Origin of the sequence: Kribbella italica (assembly GCF_014205135.1) — a bacterium.
Lineage (GTDB): Bacteria > Actinomycetota > Actinomycetes > Propionibacteriales > Kribbellaceae > Kribbella > Kribbella italica.
The window spans coordinates 3602935-3625199 of sequence record NZ_JACHMY010000001.1; the positions used below are offsets into that span (position 1 = coordinate 3602935).

Annotated in this window: 19 protein-coding genes; 8 read left to right on the top strand and 11 right to left on the bottom strand. The window is 69.4% G+C overall.

Annotation, left to right across the window (positions count from 1 at the left end; genetic code table 11):
• Positions 1-9: 9 nt before the first annotated feature.
• Both HDA39_RS16690 and HDA39_RS16695 read right to left on the bottom strand, forming a co-directional pair.
• Complete coding sequence (locus HDA39_RS16690; protein ID WP_184796123.1) at positions 10-939, bottom strand: 2-hydroxyacid dehydrogenase; 930 nt, start codon at positions 937-939, stop codon at positions 10-12.
• A 9-nt stretch (positions 940-948) separates the two neighbouring features.
• A complete protein-coding gene (locus HDA39_RS16695) occupies positions 949-1509 on the bottom strand; it encodes a TIGR03086 family metal-binding protein (protein WP_184796124.1) in 561 nt (186 codons plus the stop codon).
• A 109-nt stretch (positions 1510-1618) separates the two neighbouring features.
• On the opposite strand from HDA39_RS16695, the gene HDA39_RS16700 reads away from it, so the two are divergent.
• The 4 genes from HDA39_RS16700 (at position 1619) to HDA39_RS16715 (ending at position 6114) form a co-directional block, all read left to right on the top strand.
• The gene (locus HDA39_RS16700) at positions 1619-2998 is read left to right on the top strand and encodes an FAD-binding oxidoreductase (protein WP_337925769.1); all 1380 of its coding nucleotides are present in this window, start codon (positions 1619-1621) and stop codon (positions 2996-2998) included.
• On the top strand, positions 2995-4281 hold the full coding sequence (locus tag HDA39_RS16705; protein WP_184796125.1) for an SAM-dependent methyltransferase: 1287 nt from the start codon (positions 2995-2997) through the stop codon (positions 4279-4281). The genes HDA39_RS16700 and HDA39_RS16705 overlap by 4 nt, the downstream gene beginning before the upstream one ends.
• 169 nt (positions 4282-4450) lie before the next feature.
• A complete protein-coding gene (locus tag HDA39_RS16710; protein ID WP_337925770.1) occupies positions 4451-5584 on the top strand; it encodes a PQQ-dependent sugar dehydrogenase in 1134 nt (377 codons plus the stop codon).
• A 95-nt stretch (positions 5585-5679) separates the two neighbouring features.
• On the top strand, positions 5680-6114 hold the full coding sequence (locus HDA39_RS16715) for a hypothetical protein (protein ID WP_184796127.1): 435 nt from the start codon (positions 5680-5682) through the stop codon (positions 6112-6114).
• 48 nt (positions 6115-6162) lie between these two features.
• Here the strand turns inward: HDA39_RS16715 and gatB are convergent, their stop codons facing one another.
• From gatB to gatC, 3 genes are read right to left on the bottom strand one after another with little or no spacing between them, the layout of a single operon-like run.
• Positions 6163-7662, bottom strand: a complete 1500-nt coding sequence (gene gatB, locus HDA39_RS16720) for an Asp-tRNA(Asn)/Glu-tRNA(Gln) amidotransferase subunit GatB (protein WP_184796128.1) — start codon at positions 7660-7662, stop codon at positions 6163-6165.
• The gene (gene gatA, locus HDA39_RS16725) at positions 7659-9164 is read right to left on the bottom strand and encodes an Asp-tRNA(Asn)/Glu-tRNA(Gln) amidotransferase subunit GatA (RefSeq protein ID WP_184796129.1); all 1506 of its coding nucleotides are present in this window, start codon (positions 9162-9164) and stop codon (positions 7659-7661) included. Before gatA ends, gatB begins: the two co-directional genes overlap by 4 nt.
• Entirely contained in the window at positions 9164-9460 is a 297-nt protein-coding gene (gatC, locus tag HDA39_RS16730) for an Asp-tRNA(Asn)/Glu-tRNA(Gln) amidotransferase subunit GatC (RefSeq protein WP_184796130.1), read from the bottom strand. The genes gatA and gatC overlap by 1 nt, the downstream gene beginning before the upstream one ends.
• Positions 9461-9697: 237 nt before the next feature.
• Between gatC and HDA39_RS16735 the strand changes: the two genes are divergently transcribed.
• Entirely contained in the window at positions 9698-10342 is a 645-nt protein-coding gene (locus HDA39_RS16735) for an ACT domain-containing protein (RefSeq protein ID WP_184796131.1), read from the top strand.
• Positions 10343-10630: 288 nt separating this feature from the next.
• Complete coding sequence (locus tag HDA39_RS16740) at positions 10631-11806, top strand: IS30 family transposase (protein WP_184805761.1); 1176 nt, start codon at positions 10631-10633, stop codon at positions 11804-11806.
• A 68-nt stretch (positions 11807-11874) separates the two neighbouring features.
• Here the strand turns inward: HDA39_RS16740 and HDA39_RS16745 are convergent, their stop codons facing one another.
• The 6 genes from HDA39_RS16745 to HDA39_RS16770 form a co-directional block, all read right to left on the bottom strand.
• Entirely contained in the window at positions 11875-12099 is a 225-nt protein-coding gene (locus HDA39_RS16745) for a hypothetical protein (protein ID WP_184796132.1), read from the bottom strand.
• 9 nt (positions 12100-12108) lie between these two features.
• Positions 12109-13539: a hypothetical protein gene (locus HDA39_RS16750; RefSeq protein ID WP_184796133.1), complete on the bottom strand. Its 1431-nt coding sequence runs from the start codon at positions 13537-13539 to the stop codon at positions 12109-12111.
• A gap of 150 nt (positions 13540-13689) precedes the next feature.
• Complete coding sequence (gene ligA / locus HDA39_RS16755) at positions 13690-15819, bottom strand: NAD-dependent DNA ligase LigA (RefSeq protein ID WP_184796134.1); 2130 nt, start codon at positions 15817-15819, stop codon at positions 13690-13692.
• Between the two features lie 46 nt (positions 15820-15865).
• The gene (locus tag HDA39_RS16760; protein ID WP_184796135.1) at positions 15866-16852 is read right to left on the bottom strand and encodes a uroporphyrinogen decarboxylase/cobalamine-independent methonine synthase family protein; all 987 of its coding nucleotides are present in this window, start codon (positions 16850-16852) and stop codon (positions 15866-15868) included.
• Positions 16849-17937, bottom strand: coding sequence for a tRNA 2-thiouridine(34) synthase MnmA (gene mnmA, locus HDA39_RS16765; protein ID WP_184796136.1), 1089 nt, complete (start codon positions 17935-17937; stop codon positions 16849-16851). Before mnmA ends, HDA39_RS16760 begins: the two co-directional genes overlap by 4 nt.
• Complete coding sequence (locus HDA39_RS16770; protein WP_184796137.1) at positions 17937-19139, bottom strand: cysteine desulfurase family protein; 1203 nt, start codon at positions 19137-19139, stop codon at positions 17937-17939. Before HDA39_RS16770 ends, mnmA begins: the two co-directional genes overlap by 1 nt.
• A 140-nt stretch (positions 19140-19279) precedes the next feature.
• On the opposite strand from HDA39_RS16770, the gene HDA39_RS16775 reads away from it, so the two are divergent.
• The gene (locus HDA39_RS16775) at positions 19280-20668 is read left to right on the top strand and encodes a serine hydrolase domain-containing protein (RefSeq protein ID WP_184796138.1); all 1389 of its coding nucleotides are present in this window, start codon (positions 19280-19282) and stop codon (positions 20666-20668) included.
• Positions 20669-20676: 8 nt separating this feature from the next.
• Positions 20677-22263, top strand: a complete 1587-nt coding sequence (locus HDA39_RS16780; RefSeq protein WP_184796139.1) for an ABC transporter substrate-binding protein — start codon at positions 20677-20679, stop codon at positions 22261-22263.
• The last annotated feature ends 2 nt before the right edge of the window (positions 22264-22265 follow it).

Sequence of the window (22265 nt, forward strand, 5' to 3'; positions counted from 1 at the left end):
CACCTGTAGTTATCGCGGCGGCCCCGCCACCACGTTGATCAAGGGTTCGTTGTTCACGTACCGGTCGAGCTGGGCTTTGACGAGTCGCGCCACCCGCGGCGGGAACGCCGTCGAGGCACCGCCACGGTGCGGGATGATCAGCACGTTCGGCGCCGACCACAGCGGGTGCCCTTCCGGCAACGGCTCGGGATCGGTCACGTCGAGCGCGGCGCGAATCCGCTGCGTGTTCAGCGCGGCGACCAGGTCGTCCGTGTTCACCACAACGCCGCGGGCCACGTTGACCAGCAGAGCGCCGTCCTTCATCCGGCCCAGGAACTCCGCGTCCACCAGGCCCTTCGTCTCAGCGGTCGCCGGCGTCAGCAGTACGACGACGTCGGCCCGCGGCAGCAGCTCCGGCAGCTCGGCAATCGGGTGCACACCGTCTCTCGGGCGGCGGGCAACCCGGATGATCTCGCACTCGAACCCGGCCAGCCGCCGCTCCAGCGCCTCCCCGATCGACCCGTACCCGAGGATCAGCACGGTCCGGTCGGCGAGCGAGTCGTCGATCCCGGCCTCGGCCGGCCAGATCCCCTGCTGCTGGTTCGTGACGGCCGTCGGGATCCGCCGGTACGACGCCAGGATCAGCCCAACCGCCAGCTCGGCCGTCGACGCGTCGTGCACGCCACGCGCGTTGCACAGCGTCACGCCGTCGGGCAGGTGGGGCAGCACGTTCTCGAACCCGGCGGTCTGCGTCTGCACGACCTTCAGGTTCGGCATCTCCCGAATGGCCTCGACCACCTGCGAGCTGCCCATGTAACTGGGCACGTAGAACTCGACCTGGTCCGCCTCCGCGGGCAGCTCGCCACCGCCGTAGTACGTCGCCTCGACGCGCTCCGGCAGCCCGCCCAAAAAGGCCCGCGGGTCCTCCCACGGCAGCCATGTGTTCACCGAATCAGCCATACGCCGAACCTACTCGCCTCCACCGACACCAGGCGACCGCCCGGTGATGCCGACCAACCGTTCCAGCAAAGGCGCATCGTCGGCCACGCTCACCGGCGTACCCCACAACTCGGGCACCGGCGGCTCCTGCAGGAACCCGGCGACATGCTCGAAGCACGCCCGTACGGTCTCGTCGGGCAGGTCGACCTCCTGCCCGGTCGCCCGAGCCAGGTCCCACCCGTGCACGACCAGCTCGGTCAGCGCGATCCGTCCCCACTCGGCCTTGGTGAGCCCGAGTCCGGCCAGGTCCGACGTACCTTCCCACGCCTTCGGATCCGCCCACGCTTCTCCCAGTCGGTCGACCCTCGCGGCAAGCGTCTCCTGCCACCCCGGCTCGCCCACCACCAGCGGCTCTTCGACGGCCGGCCGCTCCTCCTCCGCCGCCGCGAACCCCCGCGCGCCCTCGTCCACGTGTGCGAGCAGGTCCGTCACCGTGTACTTGTCACACGGCGTCGGTCGACTCAGATCCTCCTGCGTGATCCCCGCCACCACCGCGGTCAGCGCGCGCCCGGCCGGCCTCAGATCGATCATCTGCTCCTCCTCGTCTCGCAGGCGACGTCGGACCCGGTAGCGGCGTCTCGACATCCGGTTGCAAAAAATTCTTCTGCCCGTTGTTCGACTGCCGTCGTACTCTGAATGAGTGCCTTCGACATCGGGTTCGACCTCGACTGTGGAACACGATCAGGCGGTCGGACGTCTCCGAGCGTCCTACCAGCGCATTCCCCCCGGGGAGCCGGTCCGCCTGGCCAAGCGCAGCTCCAACCTCTTCCGCCCTCGAACGGCGGTCGACACCCCCGGCCTGGACGTCTCCGGCCTGACCGGCGTCATCTCGGTCGACGCCGAGGCCCGGACGGCCGACGTCCAGGGCATGTGCACGTACGAGGACCTGGTCGCCGCGACGCTGCCGTACGGCCTGGTCCCCATGGTCGTGCCGCAGCTCAAGACGATCACCCTCGGCGGCGCCGTCACCGGCCTCGGCATCGAGTCGTCGTCGTTCCGGGCCGGCCTGCCGCACGAGTCCGTACTCGAGCTCGACATCCTGACCGGCGCCGGCGACGTCGTCACCGCCCGACCGACCGGCGAGCACGCCTCGCTGTTCCGCACCTTCCCGAACTCGTACGGCACGCTCGGCTACGCCACCCGCCTGCGGATCGAGCTCGACCGCATCTCGCCGTACGTCGCGCTGCGGCACGTCCGGCTGGGGCTGGACTCGCTGGGTCCCGCGATCGACGGGATCGTTGCCGAGGGCACGTACGACGGCGAGCCGGTGCACTTCGTCGACGGCGTCGCCTTCAGCCCCACCGAGGCGTACCTGACGCTCGGCCGCAACAGCGACGCCGCCGTCCGGACCAGCGACTACACCGGCCAGCAGATCTACTACCGCTCGATCCAGCAGCGCCCCAGCGACTTCCTCACCGCCCACGACTACCTGTGGCGCTGGGACACCGACTGGTTCTGGTGCTCGGCCGCGTTCGGCGCGCAGAACCGCTGGGTCCGCCGGCTGTGGCCGTCCCGGCTTCGCCGCAGCGACGTCTACCACCGGCTGATCGGACTCGAGAACCGCCACCAGGTCGCCGCCCGCATCAACCGCCGCCGCGGCCACGCCGACCGCGAGCGCGTCGTACAGGACGTGGAGATTCCGGTCGACCAACTGGCCGGCTTCCTGCGCTGGTTCGACGCCGAGGTCGGTATGCGTCCGGTCTGGCTCTGCCCCCTGCGGCTGCGCGGCAGCGACACCTGGCCGCTCTATCCGCTGGCAGCCGGGACGACGTACGTCAATGTCGGCTTCTGGGGCACCGTCGCGATCGCACCCGGTGCCGCCGACGGCGACGTCAACCGCCGGATCGAGGCCGCGGTCGCCGACTTCGGCGGCCACAAGTCCTTGTACTCCGACGCCTACTACGACCGGGAAACCTTCGACCGCCTCTACAACGTCCCGGCCCTGACCGCAGTGAAGAACGTCTACGACCCCAACGCCCGCCTCACCGGGCTCTACGAAAAGGCGGTGACTCGCCGATGACGACAGTCGCGACGCAGATCTCGATCGCACAGGCCCTGACGGCCGTGGCCCCCGAAGGCCTCCCGTTCCGCTTCACCGCCTACGACGGCAGTGCGGCCGGCCCCGAGGACTCCCCCGTCCACATGCACCTGGCCACCGAACGCGGCCTCTCGTACGTGCTGACCGCTCCCGGCGACCTCGGCCTCGTCCGCGCCTACGTCCAGGGCGACCTGGAGATCACCGGCGTCCACCCCGGAAACCCGTACGCGCTGATGCGCATGATGCTCAACCAACTCCACTTCGAACGCCCCACGCCCTCGGAGGCCCTGCGCATCGTCCGGGGCCTGGGCTGGAGTCATCTGAAACCCCCGCCGCCGCCCCCACAGGAACACCTCCCCAAGTGGCGCCGAACCTTCGAGGGCCTCCGCCACTCCCGCACCCGCGACAAGGCCGCCATCCACCACCACTACGACGTCTCGAACACCTTCTACGAGTACGTCCTCGGCCCGTCGATGACGTACACCTGCGCCGTCTACCCCACGGCGGATGCCTCTTTGGAGGAAGCCCAGCACGAGAAGTACGACCTGGTAGCCCGCAAGCTGGACCTCCGCCCCGGCCAAAGGTTGCTGGACGTCGGCTGCGGCTGGGGCGGCATGGTCCGCCACGCCGCCCGCGAGTACGGCGTACGCGCCCTAGGCGTCACTCTGTCCTCAGCCCAGGCGGAATGGGCCACCGAAGCCATCAAACGAGAAGGCCTGGAGGACCTGGCCGAAGTCCGCTTCCTCGACTACCGAGACGTCAGCGAACGGGATTTCGACGCCATCAGCTCCATCGGCCTCACCGAACACATCGGCGTCCGCAACTACCCCTCGTACTTCGCTTTCCTCCTGGATCGCTTGAAGCCCGGCGGCCGGCTGCTGAACCACACCATCACCCGCCCCGACAACCGCTTCCGCTCCACCGGCGCCTTCATCGACCGCTACATCTTCCCCGACGGCGAACTCATCGGCTCCGGCCGCATCATCGCCGAAGCCCAGGACGCCGGCTTCGAAGTCCGCCACGAAGAAAACCTCCGAGAGCACTACGCCCTCACCCTGGCCGGCTGGTCAGCCAACCTCGAATCCCACTGGGACGAGGCGGTAGCCGAAGTCGGCTACCCCACAGCCAAAGTCTGGGGCCTCTACCTAGCCGCCTGCCGAGTAGGTTTCGAACGCAACAACACCCAACTCCACCAAATCCTCGCCGTAAAACTCGACAACGACGCCGACGCCCACTTCCCCCTCCGCCCTACGTGGGGAAGCTGAGCACCGGCCTGTCACCTGACTGCTGCGAAATCGTCAGTCAGCCCGGGCGGCCACGTCTGCGGCGCCTCCGCCGGTGAAGTGCGGGCCGCGGTGGGCGCGGCTTTCGCGGGGTTTTCGGGGGTGGTTGGGGATAGTGAGGGTGGTGGGTTGTCGACTCGGAGGAGATGGCGTGCGTACTGCGGCACTGGTGGTGGCGGTCGGGTTGGTGGCTGCTGGATGCTCGGACCCGGACGAAGGCGCGGGGGCTCCCTCGCCTTCGGCGTCTGTCAGCAGCAGTACGCCGGCCAGTACGCCGGTGCCGTCTGCGCCTAGTAGCAGCGCTGCGCCTCAGGGGCCGGTGAAGTTGCAGGTGGCGGGGACGGTGGCTACGGGGATCGAGGTGCCGTGGGGGCTGGCGTTCCTGCCGGACAAGACGGCTTTGGTGACCGAGCGGGACTCGGGGAAGGTGAAGCGGGTTGCCGGTGGGCAGGCGAGTGAGGTCGGGAGCGTTGAGGGGGTGGACGCGTCGTCCGAGGGTGGGCTGCTGGGGATCGCGGTGGATCCGCAGTACCCGGCCAGGCCTTATGTCTATGTCTACTACTCGACCGGGGAGGACAACCGGATCGCCCGGATGACCTACCAGGGCAACAGGTTGTCGGCGCAGCAGACCATTCTGGAAGGGATCCCGATGGCCGCGGTGCACAACGGCGGCCGGTTGCGGTTCGGGCCCGACGGATTCCTGTACGCCGGTACGGGTGACGGCGGCGATCGGCCCAACTCGCAGGACGACGACTCGCTGGGCGGGAAGATCCTCAGGATCACCACCGACGGCAAAGCGGCGCCCGGCAATCCGGGCGGCCGGCCCTGGTACTCCAAGGGGCACCGCAACGTGCAGGGACTCGCGTTCGACGGGAAGCAGTTGTACGCCGCCGAGTTCGGGCAGAACACCTGGGACGAGCTGAACGCGATCACCTCCGGCGCCAACTACGGCTGGCCCGGCGCCGAGGGCGTGTCGAGGCTCGACGGGATGGTCGATCCGATCGCGCAGTGGAACACCGACCAGGCGTCGCCGTCGGGGATCGGCGCGGCGCAGGGGCACGTGTTCATGGCCGGCCTCAGAGGTGAGCGGCTGTGGGCGATTCCTGTTGCCGACGGCAAGCGGACCGGCGAGCCGGTGGCGTTCTTCACCAACCAGTACGGGCGTTTGCGGACCGTCGAGGCCGCACCGGACGGCTCGTTGTGGGTGACCACGTCCAACACCGACGGGCGCGGCGACGTCCAGGACGGCGACGACCGGATCCTTCGGGTGACCATCACTCGCTGACGATGCATGGAATTTTCTCTCGCCTGGTACTAGTGGAGGCACACACACTTCAGGGAGGGGACGCTGTGCCTCATCAGGCGCCACTGGAATCCAGCGTGATCACGTCGACGGAGCAGTACGAGGACGCACTGCGTACCGTCGACCAGCTGCGGTCCTACGGGATGAGACAGCTGGAGATCACCGGCGCCGGGCTGCGCATGGTGGACAAACGCAACGGCAAGATCGCACAGGCCAGCGGGCTCAGCGCGCTGTCCGGTGCGGCGCTGGGACTGGCGCTCGGTGTGTTCGTGACGCTGGTCGCGGATACGAGCATGACCGGCCTGGTCGTCGTGTTCTGGGGTCTCGTGTACGGCGCGATCCTGGGCGCCCTGGTCGGCTTCTTCAAGGCCCTGGTGCGGAACCGGCCGGACGCGCAGGCCAGCGAGGTGCGTCCGACGGCGTACGAGGTGCGCTGCGCGCCGGCGGACGTCGCCGTGGCGAAGAAGCTGCTCAGCACTCCCCCGGACCTGCACCACCAAGAAGCGGCCTGACAGACCGATGGACCCCAGGGACGAATCCCTGGGGTCCATCAGTAGGTACTAGATCCCGAGCTTGGCGTCCAGCAGCTCGCGGACCTTCGCCGCGTCGCCCTGGCCGCGCAGGTCCTTCATCACGGCGCCGATCAGCGCACCCGCGGCGGCGGGCTTGCCGGAGTTGACCTTCTCCACCACGTCCGGGTTCGCCGCGATCGCACGGTCGATGGCCTCGATCAGCGCGGAGTCGTCGGAGACCAGCGCGAGCCCGCGGGCCTCGATGATCTGCGCCGGCGTGCCCTCGCCCTTGACCAGGCCGTCGAAGACCTGACGCGCGAGCTTGTCGTTCAGCGCGCCGTCGTCGACCAGCTTCTGTACCTCGGCGACCTCGGCCGCACCAACACCCAGCGAACCGAGCTCGAGACCCGACTCGTTGGCGGCACGCGCCAGCTCACCCAGCCACCACTTCTTCGCGGCGGCCGCGCTGACCCCGAGCTCGACCGTGCCGACCACCAGCTCCAGCGCGTTGCCGTTGATGACGTCGCGCATCTCGAGGTCGGTGAAGCCCCACTCCTCCTGCAGCCGGACGCGTCGCGTCGACGGCGCCTCGGGCAGCGTCCCGCGCAGCTCCTCGACCCACTCACGCGACGGCGCGACCGGGACCAGGTCCGGCTCGGGGAAGTACCGGTAGTCGTCGGCGTCCGACTTCTCCCGGCCCGACGTGGTGACGCCGGTGTCCTCGTGCCAGTGCCGCGTCTCCTGCAGGACCTTCTCCCCCGACGCCAGTACGGCGGCCTGCCGGGTGATCTCGTAGGTCACGGCGCGCTCGACCGAGCGGAACGAGTTCACGTTCTTGGTCTCGGTCCGCGTGCCCAGCACCGTCGAGCCGTGCGGCTTCAGCGAGACGTTCGCGTCGCAGCGCAGCGAGCCCTGGTCCATCCGGACGTCGGACACGTCGAGCGCGAGCAGCAGGTCGCGCAGCATGCTGACGTACGCGCGGGCGACCGCCGCGGCCTTCTCCGGCGCGACCTCGATCGTCCGGGTGACGATCTCGATCAGCGGGATGCCGGCCCGGTTGTAGTCGACCAGCGAGTGCGAGGCGCCGTGGATCCGGCCGGTCGCGCCACCCACGTGGGTGGACTTGCCGGTGTCCTCCTCCATGTGCGCGCGCTCGATCTCGATCCGGTACGTCTCGCCGTCGACGACGACCTCGGTCCAGCCGTCGAACGCGATCGGCTCGTCGTACTGCGAGGTCTGGAAGTTCTTCGGCATGTCCGGGTAGAAGTAGTTCTTCCGGGCGAACCGGCACCACTCGGCGATCTCGCAGTTCAGCGCGAGGCCGATCTTGATCGCCGCCTCGACGGCCTTGGCGTTGACCACCGGCAGCGCGCCGGGCAGGCCGAGGCAGACCGGGCAGGTCTGCGTGTTCGGCGGGGCACCGAACTCGGTCGGGCAGCCGCAGAACATCTTCGAGTTGGTGTTCAGCTCGACGTGGACCTCGAGGCCCAGCACCGGGTCGTACTGCGCGAGCGCGTCCTCGATCGCGAAAACAGCCGCGGCGGTCATCGGGTCACCTCCAGCTCCGGAGCCTTGGACATCAGGACGCCGCCCCATTGCTCGGCCAGGGCGGCCTCGAGCGCGCCACCGACCTGGTAGAGCAGCTCGTCACGCATCACCGGCGCCATCACGTGGAAGCCGACCGGCATACCGTCCTCGTCGGCCAGGCCGCACGGGAACGACGCGGCCGCGTTGCCGGCCAGGTTGGACGGGATCGTGCACAGGTCGTTCTTGTACATCGCGATCGGGTCGTTGACCCGGTCGCCGATCGCGAACGCGGTCGTCGGCGTGGCCGGCGAGACCAGTACGTCGACCTGCTCGTAGGCCTTCTCGAAGTCGCGCGCGATCAGCGTGCGCACCTTCTGCGCCTGGCCGTAGTACGCGTCGTAGTACCCGCTCGACAGCGCGTGGGTGCCGAGCATGATCCGGCGCTTGACCTCGGCGCCGAAGCCGGCCTCACGGGTCAGGTTCATCACCCGCTCCGCACTGTTCTCGCCGTCGTCGCCGACCCGCAGGCCGTACCGCATCGCGTCGAACTTGGCCAGGTTGGACGAGGCCTCGCTCGGCAGGATCAGGTAGTACGCCGGCAGCGCGTACTGGAAGTGCGGGCAGGAGACCTCGACCACCTCGGCGCCGAGCTTGGTGAGCAGCTCGACCGCCTCGTGGAAGCGTGCCTCGACGCCCGGCTGGTACCCCTCGCCGCCGAGCTCCTTGACGACGCCGATCCGCAGGCCGGCCACATCGGCGCGACGCGCCGCGTCGACGACCGCGGGGACCGGCTGGTTGATCGAGGTGGAGTCCCGCTTGTCGTACCCGGCGATCACCTCGTGCAGCAGCGCCGCGTCGAGCGTCGTCCGCGCGCACGGACCGGGCGTGTCGAGGCTGGAGGCCAGCGCGATCAGCCCGTACCGCGAGGTGCCGCCGTACGTCGGCTTGACGCCGACCGTGCCGGTGAACGCACCGGGCTGACGGATGGAGCCACCGGTGTCGGTACCGATCGCCAGCGGTGCCTCGTACGCCGAGATGGCCGCCGACGAACCGCCACCGGAACCACCGGGGATCCGGTTCAGGTCCCACGGGTTGTGGGTGGTGCCGTACGCCGAGTTCTCGGTCGAGGACCCCATCGCGAACTCGTCCATGTTGGTCTTGCCGAGAATCACCACACCGGCTGCCTTCAGCCGCTGCACCACGGTCGCGTCGTACGGCGGCTTCCAGCCCTCGAGCATCTTCGACCCGGCGGTCGTCGGGATGCCGTCCTGGGTCAGCACGTCCTTCAGCGCCAGCGGTACGCCGGCCAGCGGGCCGAGCTTCTCGCCGGCCGCACGCTTCTTGTCGACGGCCGCGGCCTGCGCCAGCGCACCCTCGGTGTCGACGTGCAGGAACGCGTGCACGGCGCCGTCGACGGCACCGATCCGGTCCAGGTGCGCCTGCGTGATCTCCACCGCACTGGCCTCACCGGACGTCATCAGCTCCGACAGCTCGACGGCTGTCTTGCGGATCAGGTCACCCATCAGTCCTCCTCCAGGATCCGCGGCACCCGGAATCGCTGCTCCTCCGCGGCCGGCGCGCCGGACAGGGCCTGCTCCGGCGTCAGGCACGGCACGTTCACGTCGTCCCGCATCACGTTCGTGAGCGGCAGGGCGTGCGAGGTCGGCGGGATGTCGTCCGCGGCCACTTCGCTGACCTGCCCGACCAGCGTGATGATCTGGTCGAGCTGAGGTGCGAGGTGGTCGAGCTCGTCGTCGGAGAGCTCGATCCGCGCCAGTCGCGCAAGGTGCGCGACCTCTTCGCGGGTAATCGATGGCATGAAGGGCATCCAATGTCTGCAGTTGCTAAAACAAGGCGGCACCCGGAGGTTTCGAGTGGCACCTGAGCCATCCTAGAGGTCCGCTGTGACGGCCGTGTTGCCTGCTGCCCGATGCTGTGGACAACCCGATCAGGTTCATCAGTCGAGCACCGCTGGCGTGTCACCTTGCTCCGCTCTGTAACATTGGCCGCGACAGGGCGTAACTTGCGTGTTTTTGGGCTGGGAGATGATCGTTCGGTGTTCCTGCTGCGATTGATCATCCCGGACCGTCCCGGTTCGCTGGGCACCGTCGCAACGGCCCTCGGCGAGGTGAACGCCGACATCCACGCCATCGAGATCGTCGAGCACCGGCGCGAGAACGGCACCGCCGTCGACGACATCGTGGTCGACCTGCCGCCCGGCGTCCTGCCGGACCGGCTGGTCTCGGCCTGCAACAGCGTCGCCGACGTCGAGGTGATCTGGTTCTCCCGGTACGGCGCGGGCGGTGGCCTGCACATGGACCTCGAGGCCGTCGAGCAGATGACGTCGGCACCGGCCGAGGCGATCGACATCCTGGTCGAGCAGGCGCCCTCGGTGCTGCACGCCGACTGGGCCGCACTGCTGGACGGCACCGGCGGCGAGGTGAAGGTCGCCCTGGAGACCAGCGCGACGCCGGAGTTCGGCAGCCTGGTCGAGCAGTGGCTGCCGCTGGAGAAGGCGACGACGCTGGCCGCGCCGGACCACAAGGGCCTGGTCGAGTCGGTGCTGGTGGCCGCTCCGCTGGAGTCCGACCGCCGGGTGCTCGTGATCGGCCGTCGCGGCGGACCGGAGTTCCTCGGCTCCGAGGTCGCCCGGCTCAGCTACCTGGCCAACCTCGCCGTCACCATCCACGCGACCGCATAGCCAGAAGCGAAAGGCCCCCTCACACCAGGGGCAGGTTCTAACGATCCCCGCAACACCCTGGATTTTCAGGGAGTTGTGGGGATCGTGGTTTCTGGGGAGTTGAGGGCGAGGTTCTTCGAGGTGCTGGATCGTGAGGGCGGCAGTATTTCGGGTGCTGCTCGGGTGGTTGGGGTGAGTCGTGCGACGGCGTACGGGTGGGCTCGGCGGGCTGGTGTGCGTGGTCGTGGGAAGACGGGCACGGCCGGGCATCCGGGGCGGTCGGAGTACGACCGGTTGCGTGCGGGCGGGGTGCGGCGCCGCGATGCGGCACGGCAGGTCGGGGTGCATGAGCGTACTGCGCAGGACTGGGACCGGGGGGTCCGCAAGATCGGTGACGCGCGCCTGCACACTGATGGTCGCCGGATCGACTACAAGACCGGTGTGACCACCATTGCTGTTGCGGCAGGGCCGTGTCTTGCGGCCGTCGAGGCCGAGCTGCATGCTCGGTTCCTCACGGTGACCGAGCGGGAGTTGATCGCTGATCTGCGTCGCCGGGGCGATTCGCTGCGGGCGATCGGGCGGGCGCTGGGCCGGTCGGCGTCCACGGTCAAACGCGAGATCGACGCCCGTTCGGTCGAGGGCGTCTACCGGCCGCACCGGGCGCAGCGGGCCTGGGCAGCCAGTCGTGCACGGCCCAAGGAATCGATGCTGGCCCAGGAGGGCCGGCTGCGCGGCTACGTCGCGGGCAAGCTGCGGGAGCAGTGGTCACCTGAGCAGATCTGTCAGGCTCTGGTCATGGAGTTCCCCGACGACGAGGGCATGCGGGTGAGCCCGGAGACGATCTACCAGGCGATCTATGTCCAGGCCCGTGGTGGGCTGCGCCGCGAGGTCACGGTCGCGCTGCGCACCGGGCGCACCCGCCGCAAACCCCGCCGCAGGCCCGAGCAGCGCACGCCCCGGTTCGTCGACGAGATGGTGATGATCTCCGAACGCCCTGCAGACGTCGAGGACCGGGCGGTTCCTGGCCACTGGGAAGGCGATCTGATCGTCGGCACCCGCAACGAGTCCGCGATCGTGACCCTGGTCGAACGCTCGACCCGCTACGTCATGCTCGGGCACCTGCCCGGCGGGCACACCGCCGAAGAGGTCCGCGACGTGCTGGTGGTCTTGATCCAGACCCTGCCCGCACATTTACGTGGCTCGCTGACCTGGGACCAGGGTTGCGAGATGGCCGCCCACAAGCAGTTCACCGTGGCAACCGGCGTTCCGGTCTACTTCTGCGACCCGCACTCGCCCTGGCAAAGGGGATCGAACGAAAACACCAACGGCCTGCTACGCCAGTACTTCCCCAAGGGCACCGACCTGTCCGCCCACAGTCCCGAAGACCTCGAACACGTCGCCCAGAAACTCAACGGCCGACCACGCAAAACGCTCGACTGGAAAACCCCAGCCGAGCGCCTGCGTGATCTACTGACAACCACATAAAACCATCAGGTGTTGCGAGGACCCCGAGAATCTGCCCAGGTGTGAGGGGGCCTTCGCGTGTGGAACTACTACCGCAGTTCGAAGTACGCCAGTGCTCCGAGCCCGACGATGGCCAGCAGGACGAGCCCGCCGGCCAGCGCGGTGATCAGGATCGCGGTGAGGTTCTTGCCGTCGCCCGCCGGGAGCTCGAACTGCGTCGGGCCCCAGGCGCCGCCGCCGTCGACGCGTTGCAGCGCCTCGGGCGGCGGCTTGGCCACCGCCCGCGACTCACGCTTGGCCGGTTCGAACTTCACCTGGATCCCTCAGACGTAGAACGACTCGTACGAGAACTCGACCGACCGCGACCCGTAGGAGTCGTCGGCGTCGGAGACGATCTCCACGCGCCAGCCGGACACGTACGCAGTGTACGACTTGCCGTCGTTGCGAGCGTCGACGAACGCCTTCAGCGCCTCGACGTCCGGCCCCTTCAGCACCGCCAGCCCGTCGGCGAACACCGCCGCACCACCGGACTTCACCTCCGCGGCGTCGCCGGAGGCGCGCATCTGGAACGAGCGCAGCCCGCCGCCCTGCGAACCGAAGCCGAGCACCGACAGCGACCCGTACTTGCCGAGCGTCTTGCGGCAGGTCAGACCGGTCTTGCAGTCGTACTTCTTCGCCTTCAGCCCGGCGACCATCGTCGCCTGGGTGGTCTGGAACTCCTTGCGCGGCAGGTCGAGCTCGTCCGCGCCGGACTTCTTGCCACCGACCTGGATGGTGTCGCCGTTGTTGCGCAGCGAGAACTCGCCCCAGGTGCTGCCGACCTTCTGCGTCTTCTGCCCGTTCTTGACCGCCTGCTGCACCTTGGCCACCTCCGAACCGCCGAAGGTGTCGTTGCCGAGGGCCTGCAGCGCGGCGTCGAAGGTGACGCCCGCGTTGTTGACGTTGTCGTCGTTCGTCGACTTGATCAGCACCGCGATGATCGAGCCGTCGGACTGGAACTGGAACACCGTCTCGGCCTCGGTCGCGCCGTCGAGCTTGAAGCAGCCGCGGTGTGCGCCCTGCGGCCCGTTGAACAGGTCGCTGCACTGGTACCCGTCGGACTGGAGCTTGTCGGTCGCGGCCTTCGCCTGACCGGTCGCCTCACCCAGCGCTCCGGCCGGCGGCGCACCGGTCGGGTCACCGCCCGGTGTCTCCGGGTCCGCCGGCTGCGAGCTCGTCGGCTGCGAGGTCGGCTCGTCGTCGTCGCCGCCGAGCGCCTTGATCCCGACGAAGACCAGCAGGCCGATCACCAGGATGCCGACGATGCCGCCACCGATGTAGAGCGGCATCTTGTCCTTGCCACCGGAGCCACCCGGGCCGTTGGGCTGCCAAGGCTGCTGGCCGCCCTGCTGCTGGTGCCAGCCGGTCTGCTGCGGCTTCTGCTGCTGCCACGGCTGCTGCTGGTACCCGCCGCCACCCTGCTGCTGACCCCAACCGGGCTGACCCTGCTGCGGCGCCTGGCCCGGCTGCTGCCCAGGCTGCTGGCCCCAGCCGCCTTGCTGCGGCGGCTGACCCTGCTGAGGAGGCTGACCCTGAGGGGGCTGGCCCTGCTGAGGCGGCTGGCCCTGTTGCGGCGGGCGCTGTCCCCAGCCACCACCGCCCTGGGGCGGCTGGGGTTGTCCCCAGCCACCTTGCCCCTGGTTTCCCCCTTGCTGCCCGCCCGGCTGGCCCCCCGGCTGCCCAGGACCCCACGGTCCTTGTGGCGGCGTAGTCATATGCGCTCCTTAGTGACCCACGTGTCGACGTGCAAAGTTAACAGTCCGACGGGCCAGGCCCGACAACGGATCCGTCCAACGGGAAATGCTTTGTGCCAAGGCGGAATCGGCGTACCGACCTAGGCCAGATCTACCGGCGCACAGGACGATCTACGCCTCACCGGGCTCCGGTGTGGTGGCCACCTCGGCCGCCGCGTCCGCGCCGGAGTCGATCAGGACCTGGAACCCGGCCGCGTCCAGGACCGGTACGCCGAGCTGCACGGCCTTGTCGTACTTCGACCCCGGAGAGTCACCGACCACCACGAACGAGGTCTTCTTCGACACCGAACCGGCCACCTTGCCACCGCGCGACACGATCGCCTCGGTCGCCTCGTCGCGGCTGAACCCCTCGACCGTACCGGTCACGACGACCGAGAGCCCGGTCAGCGTCTGCTCGACGGTCGGCCCGGTCCGCTCCTGCCGCAGCTGGACCCCGGCGGCCTTCCATTTCTGGACGATCTGCTGGTGCCAGTCGACCTGGAACCACTCGATCACCGCGTGCGCGATGGTCGGCCCGACACCTTCGATCTCGGACAGCTCCTCCTCGCTCGCAGCCTCGACGGCGTCGATGTCGTCGTACGCCGCTGCCAGCGCGGCCGCCGCGGTCGGGCCGACGTGCCGGATCGACAAAGCGACCAGTCCACGCGACAGCTGCTGGGTCTTGGCCGCCTCGAGGTTGGCCAGCAGCTTCTGCGCGTTCGCCGACAGCGCGCCGGCCTTGGTGGTGAAGAAAGAGGTGCTGGCCAGCGCTTCCTCGGTCAGCGAGAACAGGTCGCCCTCGTCCGCGATCAGTTCGCCGCCGATCAGCGCGTCAGCGGCCTTGAACCCGAGCACCTCGATGTCGAACGCCGACCGCCCGGCCAGGTGGAAGAGCCGCTCCCGCAGCTGGGCCGGGCAGGACTGCGAGTTCGGGCACCGGATGTCGATGTCGGCCTCCTTCATCGGCCGCAGCGTCGTACCGCAGGACGGGCACTCGGTCGGCATCCGGAACGGGTACGCCTCCTTCGGCCGCAGGTCGATCACCGGGCCGAGGATCTCCGGGATCACGTCACCGGCCTTGCGCAGCACGACGGTGTCGCCGATCCACACGCCCTTGCGCTCGACCTCCTGGCCGTTGTGCAGCGTCGCGAACTCGACCGTCGAGCCGGCCACCCGCACCGGCTCCATCACCCCGTACGGCGTGACGCGGCCGGTGCGGCCGACGTTCACCTTGATGTCGAGCAGCTTGGTGGTGACCTCTTCCGGCGGGTACTTGTACGCGATCGCCCAGCGCGGCGCGCTCGACGTCGAGCCCAGCGCGCGCTGCAGGTCGACCTCGTCGACCTTCACCACGACGCCGTCGATCTCGTGGTCGACGGAGTGCCGGTTCTCCCCGTAGTACGCGATGAACTCGTTGACCTCGGCCAGCGTCTCGACCCTGCGCGCCCGGTCGCTGACCGGCAACCCCCACGCCTTCAACTGCTCGTACGCCGTCGACAGCCGGGCGATGTGATGCCCGTCCACGCGGCCGAGCCCGTGGACGACGAACCGCAGCGGGCGCTGCGCGGAGACCCGCGGGTCCTTCTGCCGCAGCGATCCGGCGGCGCCGTTGCGCGGGTTGGAGAACGGGTCCTTGCCGGCTTCGACGAGTTGCGCGTTCAGCTGCTGGAAGTCCTCGACCCGGAAGTAGACCTCGCCGCGCACCTCGAGGAACTCCGGCGGGTCGTCGGTGTCCAGGACCTCGGGGATGCCGGCGATCGTCCGCACGTTGAGCGTGACGTCCTCACCGGTCGAGCCGTCGCCACGGGTCGCGCCGGTGTCGAGGCGACCCTGCTTGTAGACCAGGTCCAGCGCCAGCCCGTCGACCTTGAGCTCGCAGAGGAACCCGCTGTCGTGGATCTGCTGGACCGTGACCTCGCGCTCGAGCCGCTTGGCCCAGGCCTCCATCTGCTCGGCGGAGAACGCGTTGCCGAGGCTCTCCATCCGCTGTGGGTGGGTGACCGGCGCGAACAGCGTGGAGATCGGTACGCCGACCTTCTGCGTCGGCGAGTCCGGCGTCCGCAGCTCGGGGAACTCCTCCTCGATGCCCTGCAGCTCGTGCATCAGCGCGTCGAAGTCGGCGTCGGAGATCGTCGAGGTCGCCATGTAGTAGCGGAACCGGTGCTCCTCGATCTCGCGGCTCAGCGCGGCGTGCCGCTCCCGCACCGCGGGCGGCGCGGCAGGCTGATCGGCGGCGTTCGTCTCGGGGATCTCCGTGCTCATGTGCAGAACCTACCGCCCGCCACCGACGTTTTCGGGCTATCGAAGCCTATGCCTCGGCGGCTTCTCCGAGGGCGTCGACGATGCCGCGCAGCAGCTCCAGCCGGGCCCGCGCATCGGCCGGCGACGCAGAGGCAGCGAGTCCGCACGCTGGGGTGACGACGACCTGCTTCATCAGCTCCGGATCCAGCCCGAGGTTGCGCCAGGTCCTGACCAGCGGTGCAGCAGCCTGCTCAGGGTTGAGCAGAGGGCCGGTCGTGGCGACCAGTCCGGCGTACAGGGTGGTCTTGGCCTCGACTGCGATCGCGATCTGCTCCCAGGCAGGCTCGGTGAGCAGCGACACGTCGACCGCCACTCCCCCGGCTCCGGCCTTGGTGAACACCTCGATAGGCGGCCGAGCCGCACAGCAGTGCACCAGAGTCGTGGCTGGTTCGGCAGCCTCGATCACGCGGGCCAGCAACTCCACAGCACCCGGACCGTCGACCGAGCGGTGCTTGCTCCACCCACTGGCCGTCGGAACAGCTCCAGCCAGTACGGCGGGCAGTGCGGGCTCGTCCAGCTGCACCAGCAGGTCCACACCGGGCACCCGGCGTCGTACCTCGGCCACCTGCGCGTTCAACCCGTGTGCCAGCGCGTCAGCCAGGTCCCGCCGGGCTCCGTGGTCCGCCAGCACCTTGTCCCCGCGCGGCAGCTCCACCGTCGCCGCCAGCGTCCACGGCCCGGTGAACTGAAGCTTCAGCGGCCCGGTGTACCCGTCGGCGAACTCCTCGAGGACGTCCAGGTCCTCCTCCAGCAAGGCCCGTGCCCGTCGCTGGTCCATGCTGGACCGCGAGTCCGACCCACCAGTCAGCCGCCACCCAGCAGGCTGGAGATCCGCCGACAGCTCAGCCAGTACGGCGACCGCCCGGCTGAGCATGTCCCCGTACGGCCGAGCCGGAAGCTCCGGGAGGAACGGGATGTCGACCGCGCCGAGCACGACCTTCGTCCACTCACGGATGTCGTCACCCGGCAGCGACCCGAGGCCAGTGGTCGTCATACGTTGGCCGGTGCGCGGCGGACCGAGTCGATGGTCGCCGAGCCGATCACGCGCGTCCCGTCGTACAGCACGACAGCCTGGCCGGGCGCGACTGCAGCAGTCGGCTCGTCGAAGTCCACGAAGACCTGGTTGCCCTCGACGCGCGCGGTGACGGCCACCTCGTCGCCGTGCGCGCGGAGCTGGGCCTTGACCTGCAGCGTCTCGGTCGGCTCCGGACCGCACCAGCGCGGCTTGGACGCGACCAGACTCTCCACGGCGAGCTCCTCACGGGAGCCCACCGTGACCGTCCGGTCCACCGGGCTGATGTCGAGCACGAAGCGCGGCTTGCCATCGGCCGCCGGCGTACCGATCCGCAGGCCCTTGCGCTGCCCGACGGTGAACCCGTGCGTGCCGCTGTGTTCGCCCAGCTTGGCGCCGCTGCTGTCCACGATGTCGCCCGGCGCCGCTCCGAGCTTCTCGGCCAGGAAGCCCGGGGTGTTGCCGTCGGCAATGAAGCAGATGTCGTGGCTGTCCGGCTTGGCCGCCACCGACAGTCCGCGGCGCTCCGCCTCGGCCCGGATCTCGGTCTTCACCGTGTCACCGAGCGGGAAGAACGCGTGCTTCAGCTGCGCTTGCGTGAGCACGCCGAGCACGTACGACTGGTCCTTGGCGTGGTCCACCGCGCGGTGCAGCTCGCGCCCGGAGCCGGTCTCCACGATCTGCGCGTAGTGGCCGGTCGCGACCGCGTCGAAGTCCAACGCGAGCGCCCGCTCCAGGACCGCGCTGAACTTGACCTTCTCGTTGCAGCGCAGGCACGGGTTCGGCGTCCGGCCGGCCGCGTACTCCGCGACGAAGTCCTCGACCACGTCCGCGTGGAAGCGCTCGGCCAGGTCCCAGACGTAGAACGGAATGCCGATCACGTCCGCGGCCCGGCGGGCGTCGCGGGAGTCCTCGATCGTGCAGCAGCCGCGTGCGCCGCTGCGGTACGACTGCGGGTTGCGGCTGAGCGCCAGGTGCACACCGACCACGTCGTGCCCGGCCTCGGCCATCCGCGCCGCCGCGACGGCGGAGTCGACTCCGCCCGACATGGCTGCGAGTACCCGCATCAGTTGTTCCTTCCCACGTTCTGCAGTCCGGCGGACATCGCCCGCTCCACCACTGGCCCGATGTTGTCCAGTACGGCGTCGATGTCCGCGCCCGTACTGGTGTGTCCGAGGGTGAACCGCAGCGAGCCGCGGGCCCGCTGGTCGTCGTACCCCATCGCGAGCAGCACGTGACTCGGCTCCGCGACTCCGGCGTTGCAGGCCGAGCCGGTCGACACCTCGATACCGCGCGCGTCCAGCAGGAGCAGCAGCGAGTCGCCCTCGCAATCCCTGAACGACAAGTGTGCGTTACCGGGCAAGCGGTCGATCGGGTCGCCCGACAGCAGCGCGCCCGGGACCGTGCTCGTGATGCCGTTGATCAGCCGGTCCCGCAGCGCGATCAGCCGCTGGCCCTCGTCGGCCTGGTGCTTGACGGCGTGCGCCGCCGCGACCGCGAACCCCGCCGTCGCCGGAGTGTCCAGCGTCCCGGACCGGACGTCGCGCTCCTGGCCGCCGCCGTGCACGATCGGCACCAGCTGGGTCTCCTTGTGGACCACCAGCGCGCCGATCCCGTACGGACCGCCGATCTTGTGCGCCGACACGGTCATCGCGTCGACTCCGAGCGCGGCGAAGTCCACCGGGATCTCCCCGACCGCCTGGACGGCGTCGGTGTGCACCGGGATGCCGTGCTCGGCCGCGATCGCCGCGACCTCCTGGATCGGCTGCAGCGTGCCGACCTCGTTGTTGGCCATCATCAGCGTGACGAAGGACACCGACGCCGGGTCCTCCTCGATCGCCGCGCGCACCTCGGCGGGCCGCACCCGGCCGAGCGCGTCGACGGGCAGCCACTCGAGCTGAGCGCCCTCGTGCTGCGCCAGCCAGACGGCCGGGTCCAGTACGGCGTGGTGCTCGACCCCGCTGAGCAGGATCCGCCGCCGGCGCGGGTCTTCCTTCAGGCGGGCCCACCACAGGCCCTTGAGCGCGAGATTGTCGGCCTCGGTCCCGCCGGAGGTGAACACGACCTCGCTCGGCAGCGCTCCGAGCGCCTCCGCGATCGCCTCCCGGGACTCCTCCACGGTCCGCCTGGCCGCCCGCCCCGACCCGTGCAGCGACGAGGCGTTGCCGGTGCGCCCGAGGTGAGAGGCCATCGCCTCGATCGCCGCGGGCAGCATCGGAGTCGTCGCAGCGTGATCGAGGTAGACCGTACGACGGCCGGAAGAGGTCATAACACCCTCAAGAGTAAGTCCTCCGCCGAGATTCCCGTCAGGCGTCCCCGCCCGGTGCTTCGTTCCGGCGGACGAAATCGCCCCGGGCCGTTGTCGCCCACGACGAATACGCGCGGTCCTGACCGTCCTAGCGTCGGCCCATGGCGACCCTGAGCGAGATCGAGACGTGGCTGCACGACCAGTTGCCGGCGTTGCTGGCCGAGCACGAGGTCCCCGGCGCCGCTGTCGGCGTCCTGTACGGCGGTGAGGTGGTCGACCTCGCCGCCGGACTGCTCAGCAAGGCGACCGGCGTGGAGGCGACGGCCGACTCGGTCTTCCAGATCGGCTCGATCACCAAGGTGTGGACGACCACGTTGGTGATGCAGCTCGTCGACGAGGGCAAGATCGATCTGGACGTCCCGGTTAGGGACTACCTGCCCGAGTTCGTGCTGGGCGACGACGGCGCGGCCACGAAGATCACCACGCGGCAGCTGCTGAGCCACACCGCCGGGTTCGAGGGCGACATCTTCAACGACACCGGCAAGGGCGACGACGCGGTGGAGAAGTACCTGGCCACGCTGGCCGAGGTCAGCCAACTGTTCGGGCCGGGCGAGATGTTCTCCTACAACAACGCCGCGTTCGCGGTGCTGGGCCGGCTGGTCGAGGTGCTCCGCGGCGAGCAGTACAACGCCGTACTGCGGGAGCAGCTGTTCACGCCGCTCGGCCTGACGCACGCGGCAGGCGACCCGTACGAGGCGATCCTGCACCGGGCCGCGGTCGGGCACCTGCGACCGGAACCGGGCGAGGCGCCGGTCCCGGCTCCGGTCTGGGCGCTGACGCGGTCGATGGCGTCGGCCGGCGCGATGCTGGCGATGAGTCCGCGCGATCTGCTCACCTTCGCGGAGTTGCACCTGAGCGGCGGTACGACGGCCGACGGGACCGCCGTACTGAGTGCTGCGAGCGTTGCGGCGATGCAGGAGCCGCAGGTGAAGCTGCCGGCGCTCGGGATGATGGGCGACTCGTGGGGGCTTGGCTGGGAGCTGTTCGACTGGGCGGGGACGACGGTGATCGGCCACGACGGCGGCACGATCGGCCAAGGGGCGTTCCTGCGCGTCGTACCGGAGCACGGGCTGGCCATCGCGCTGCTGACCAACGGTGGCGACATGATCGAGGTCTACCGCGCTGTCGTCAGCCACGTGGCCAAGGAGCTCGCCGGACTCGACCTGCCCGCGATGCCCACTCCCCCGGCGTCGGCTGTCTCGGTTGACGCTGATCGATTCCTCGGCACCTACACCTGCGACGCGCTCGACCTCACCGTCCGCCAGGACGACGACGGCAAGCTCTGGCTCGACCAGGTCCCGAAGGGCATCTTCGCCGAGCTCGGTCCGAAGCCCGAGCCGGTCGAGTTGGTGGCTCGCGACGAACAGAGCCTGATCGCGGTCAAGGCGGAGAACGGCCTGCACACCCCACACGTCTTCCTCGGCGACGACGGCACCGGTCGCGCCCTCTACCTGCACAGCGGCCGCGCTCTGCGCCGCGCCACAGCCTAGGAGGCATCATGAGATCCGCACTCACAGTCCTGGTGGCCGGTGTACTCGCTCTCTCGGCCTGCAGCTCGGGTGGAGAGACGACGACGGCCGGCGGCGGTCAACCGGTCGCAGGCAAGACGCTGACGATGGCCGTCGGCGGTGACCCAGGCAACCTCGACCCACAGTTCACCTCGCTGTCGGTCACCATGCAGGTCGACTGGTTCCTGTACGACGCGCTGCTGAACATCGACTCCAGCGGCAAGCCGGTGGCAGGACTGGCAGAGAAGTGGGAAGGCACGACGACCAGCGCGAAGTACACGCTGCGCAAGGGGATCACCTGCTCCGACGGCACGCCGCTGACCGCGACCACGGTCGCGCAGAACATCAACTTCGTCGGTGATCCCGCCAACAAGTCCACCCGGATCGGTGTCTTCGTGCCGGCCGGGGCCAAGGCGGTCGCGGACGACGCGGCCGGCACGGTCACGGTGACCGCGGCGGCTCCGGACGCCTTCCTCTGGCGCAACGTCGGCGGCCTGCACATCGTCTGCGCCAAGGGGATGAAGGACCGCAGCATCCTCAAGCAGGGTTCGGACGGGACCGGTCTGTACACGGTCAGCGAGGCCGTGCCCGGTGACCACTACACGCTGACCCGGCGCAAGGACTACACGTGGGGCCCCGGCGATTTCAAGGCCGACCAGACCGGCGTACCGGAGAAGGTGACGATCAAGGTCGTCGCCAACGAGACGACCTCGGCGAACCTGCTGACCTCCGGTCAGGTGAACATCGTCTCGATCGCCGGGCCGGACAAGCAGCGACTGGCCGCCCAGCAACTGTTCAAGCGCGAGGTCGGTGCGCCGCTGGGCCAGCTCTGGTTCAACCAGAAGGCAGGCCTGCCGACCGCGGATCTCGCCGTAAGGCGGGCGCTCACGCAGGGCCTCGACCTGACCCAGCTGGGCAAGGTGGTCACCAGCGGCGCCGGCGTCGCGCCGACCGATTTGGTTGCCCCTGGCATGGGTCCTTGCAAGGTGGACACGGTGACCGGCAACCTGCCCGGCCACGACCTCAATGCTGCCAAGGCCGCACTCGACGCGGCGGGCTGGAAGCCGGGCGCCGGCGGAGTCCGGGAGAAGGGTGGGAACAAGCTGTCCTTGGTCTTCTACTACCCGACCACGCTCGGCCCGACGCTCCAGTCGGCCGCCGAGCTGCTGCAGAAGTCCTGGACCGAGCTCGGTGTCGACGTCTCTTTGAAGGCCGTCTCGACCGCCGAGATCAGCACCGTGATGCTGGCCGGTCAGGGCACCTGGCACGCGGGACTCATCCCGCTGACCGTCTCCCTGCCGAGCCAACTGGTCAGCTTCCTGTCCGGCACGACGCCGCCGAACGGGAGCAACTTCTCCTCGATCAAGAACCCCGGGTACGACGCCGCGATCGCGAAGGCGTCCAAGACCGCCGGGACCGACGGCTGCGAGGACTGGGCGGCCGGCGAGCGGGCGCTGTTCGAGCAGGTCAACCTGGTGCCGTTCGTGAACACGACCGTACCGATCTTCGGCAAGAACGCGACCTTCGACCTGGCCCAGGGCAGCGTCGTCCCGAGCTCCGTCCGGATGCTGGGGTGAGC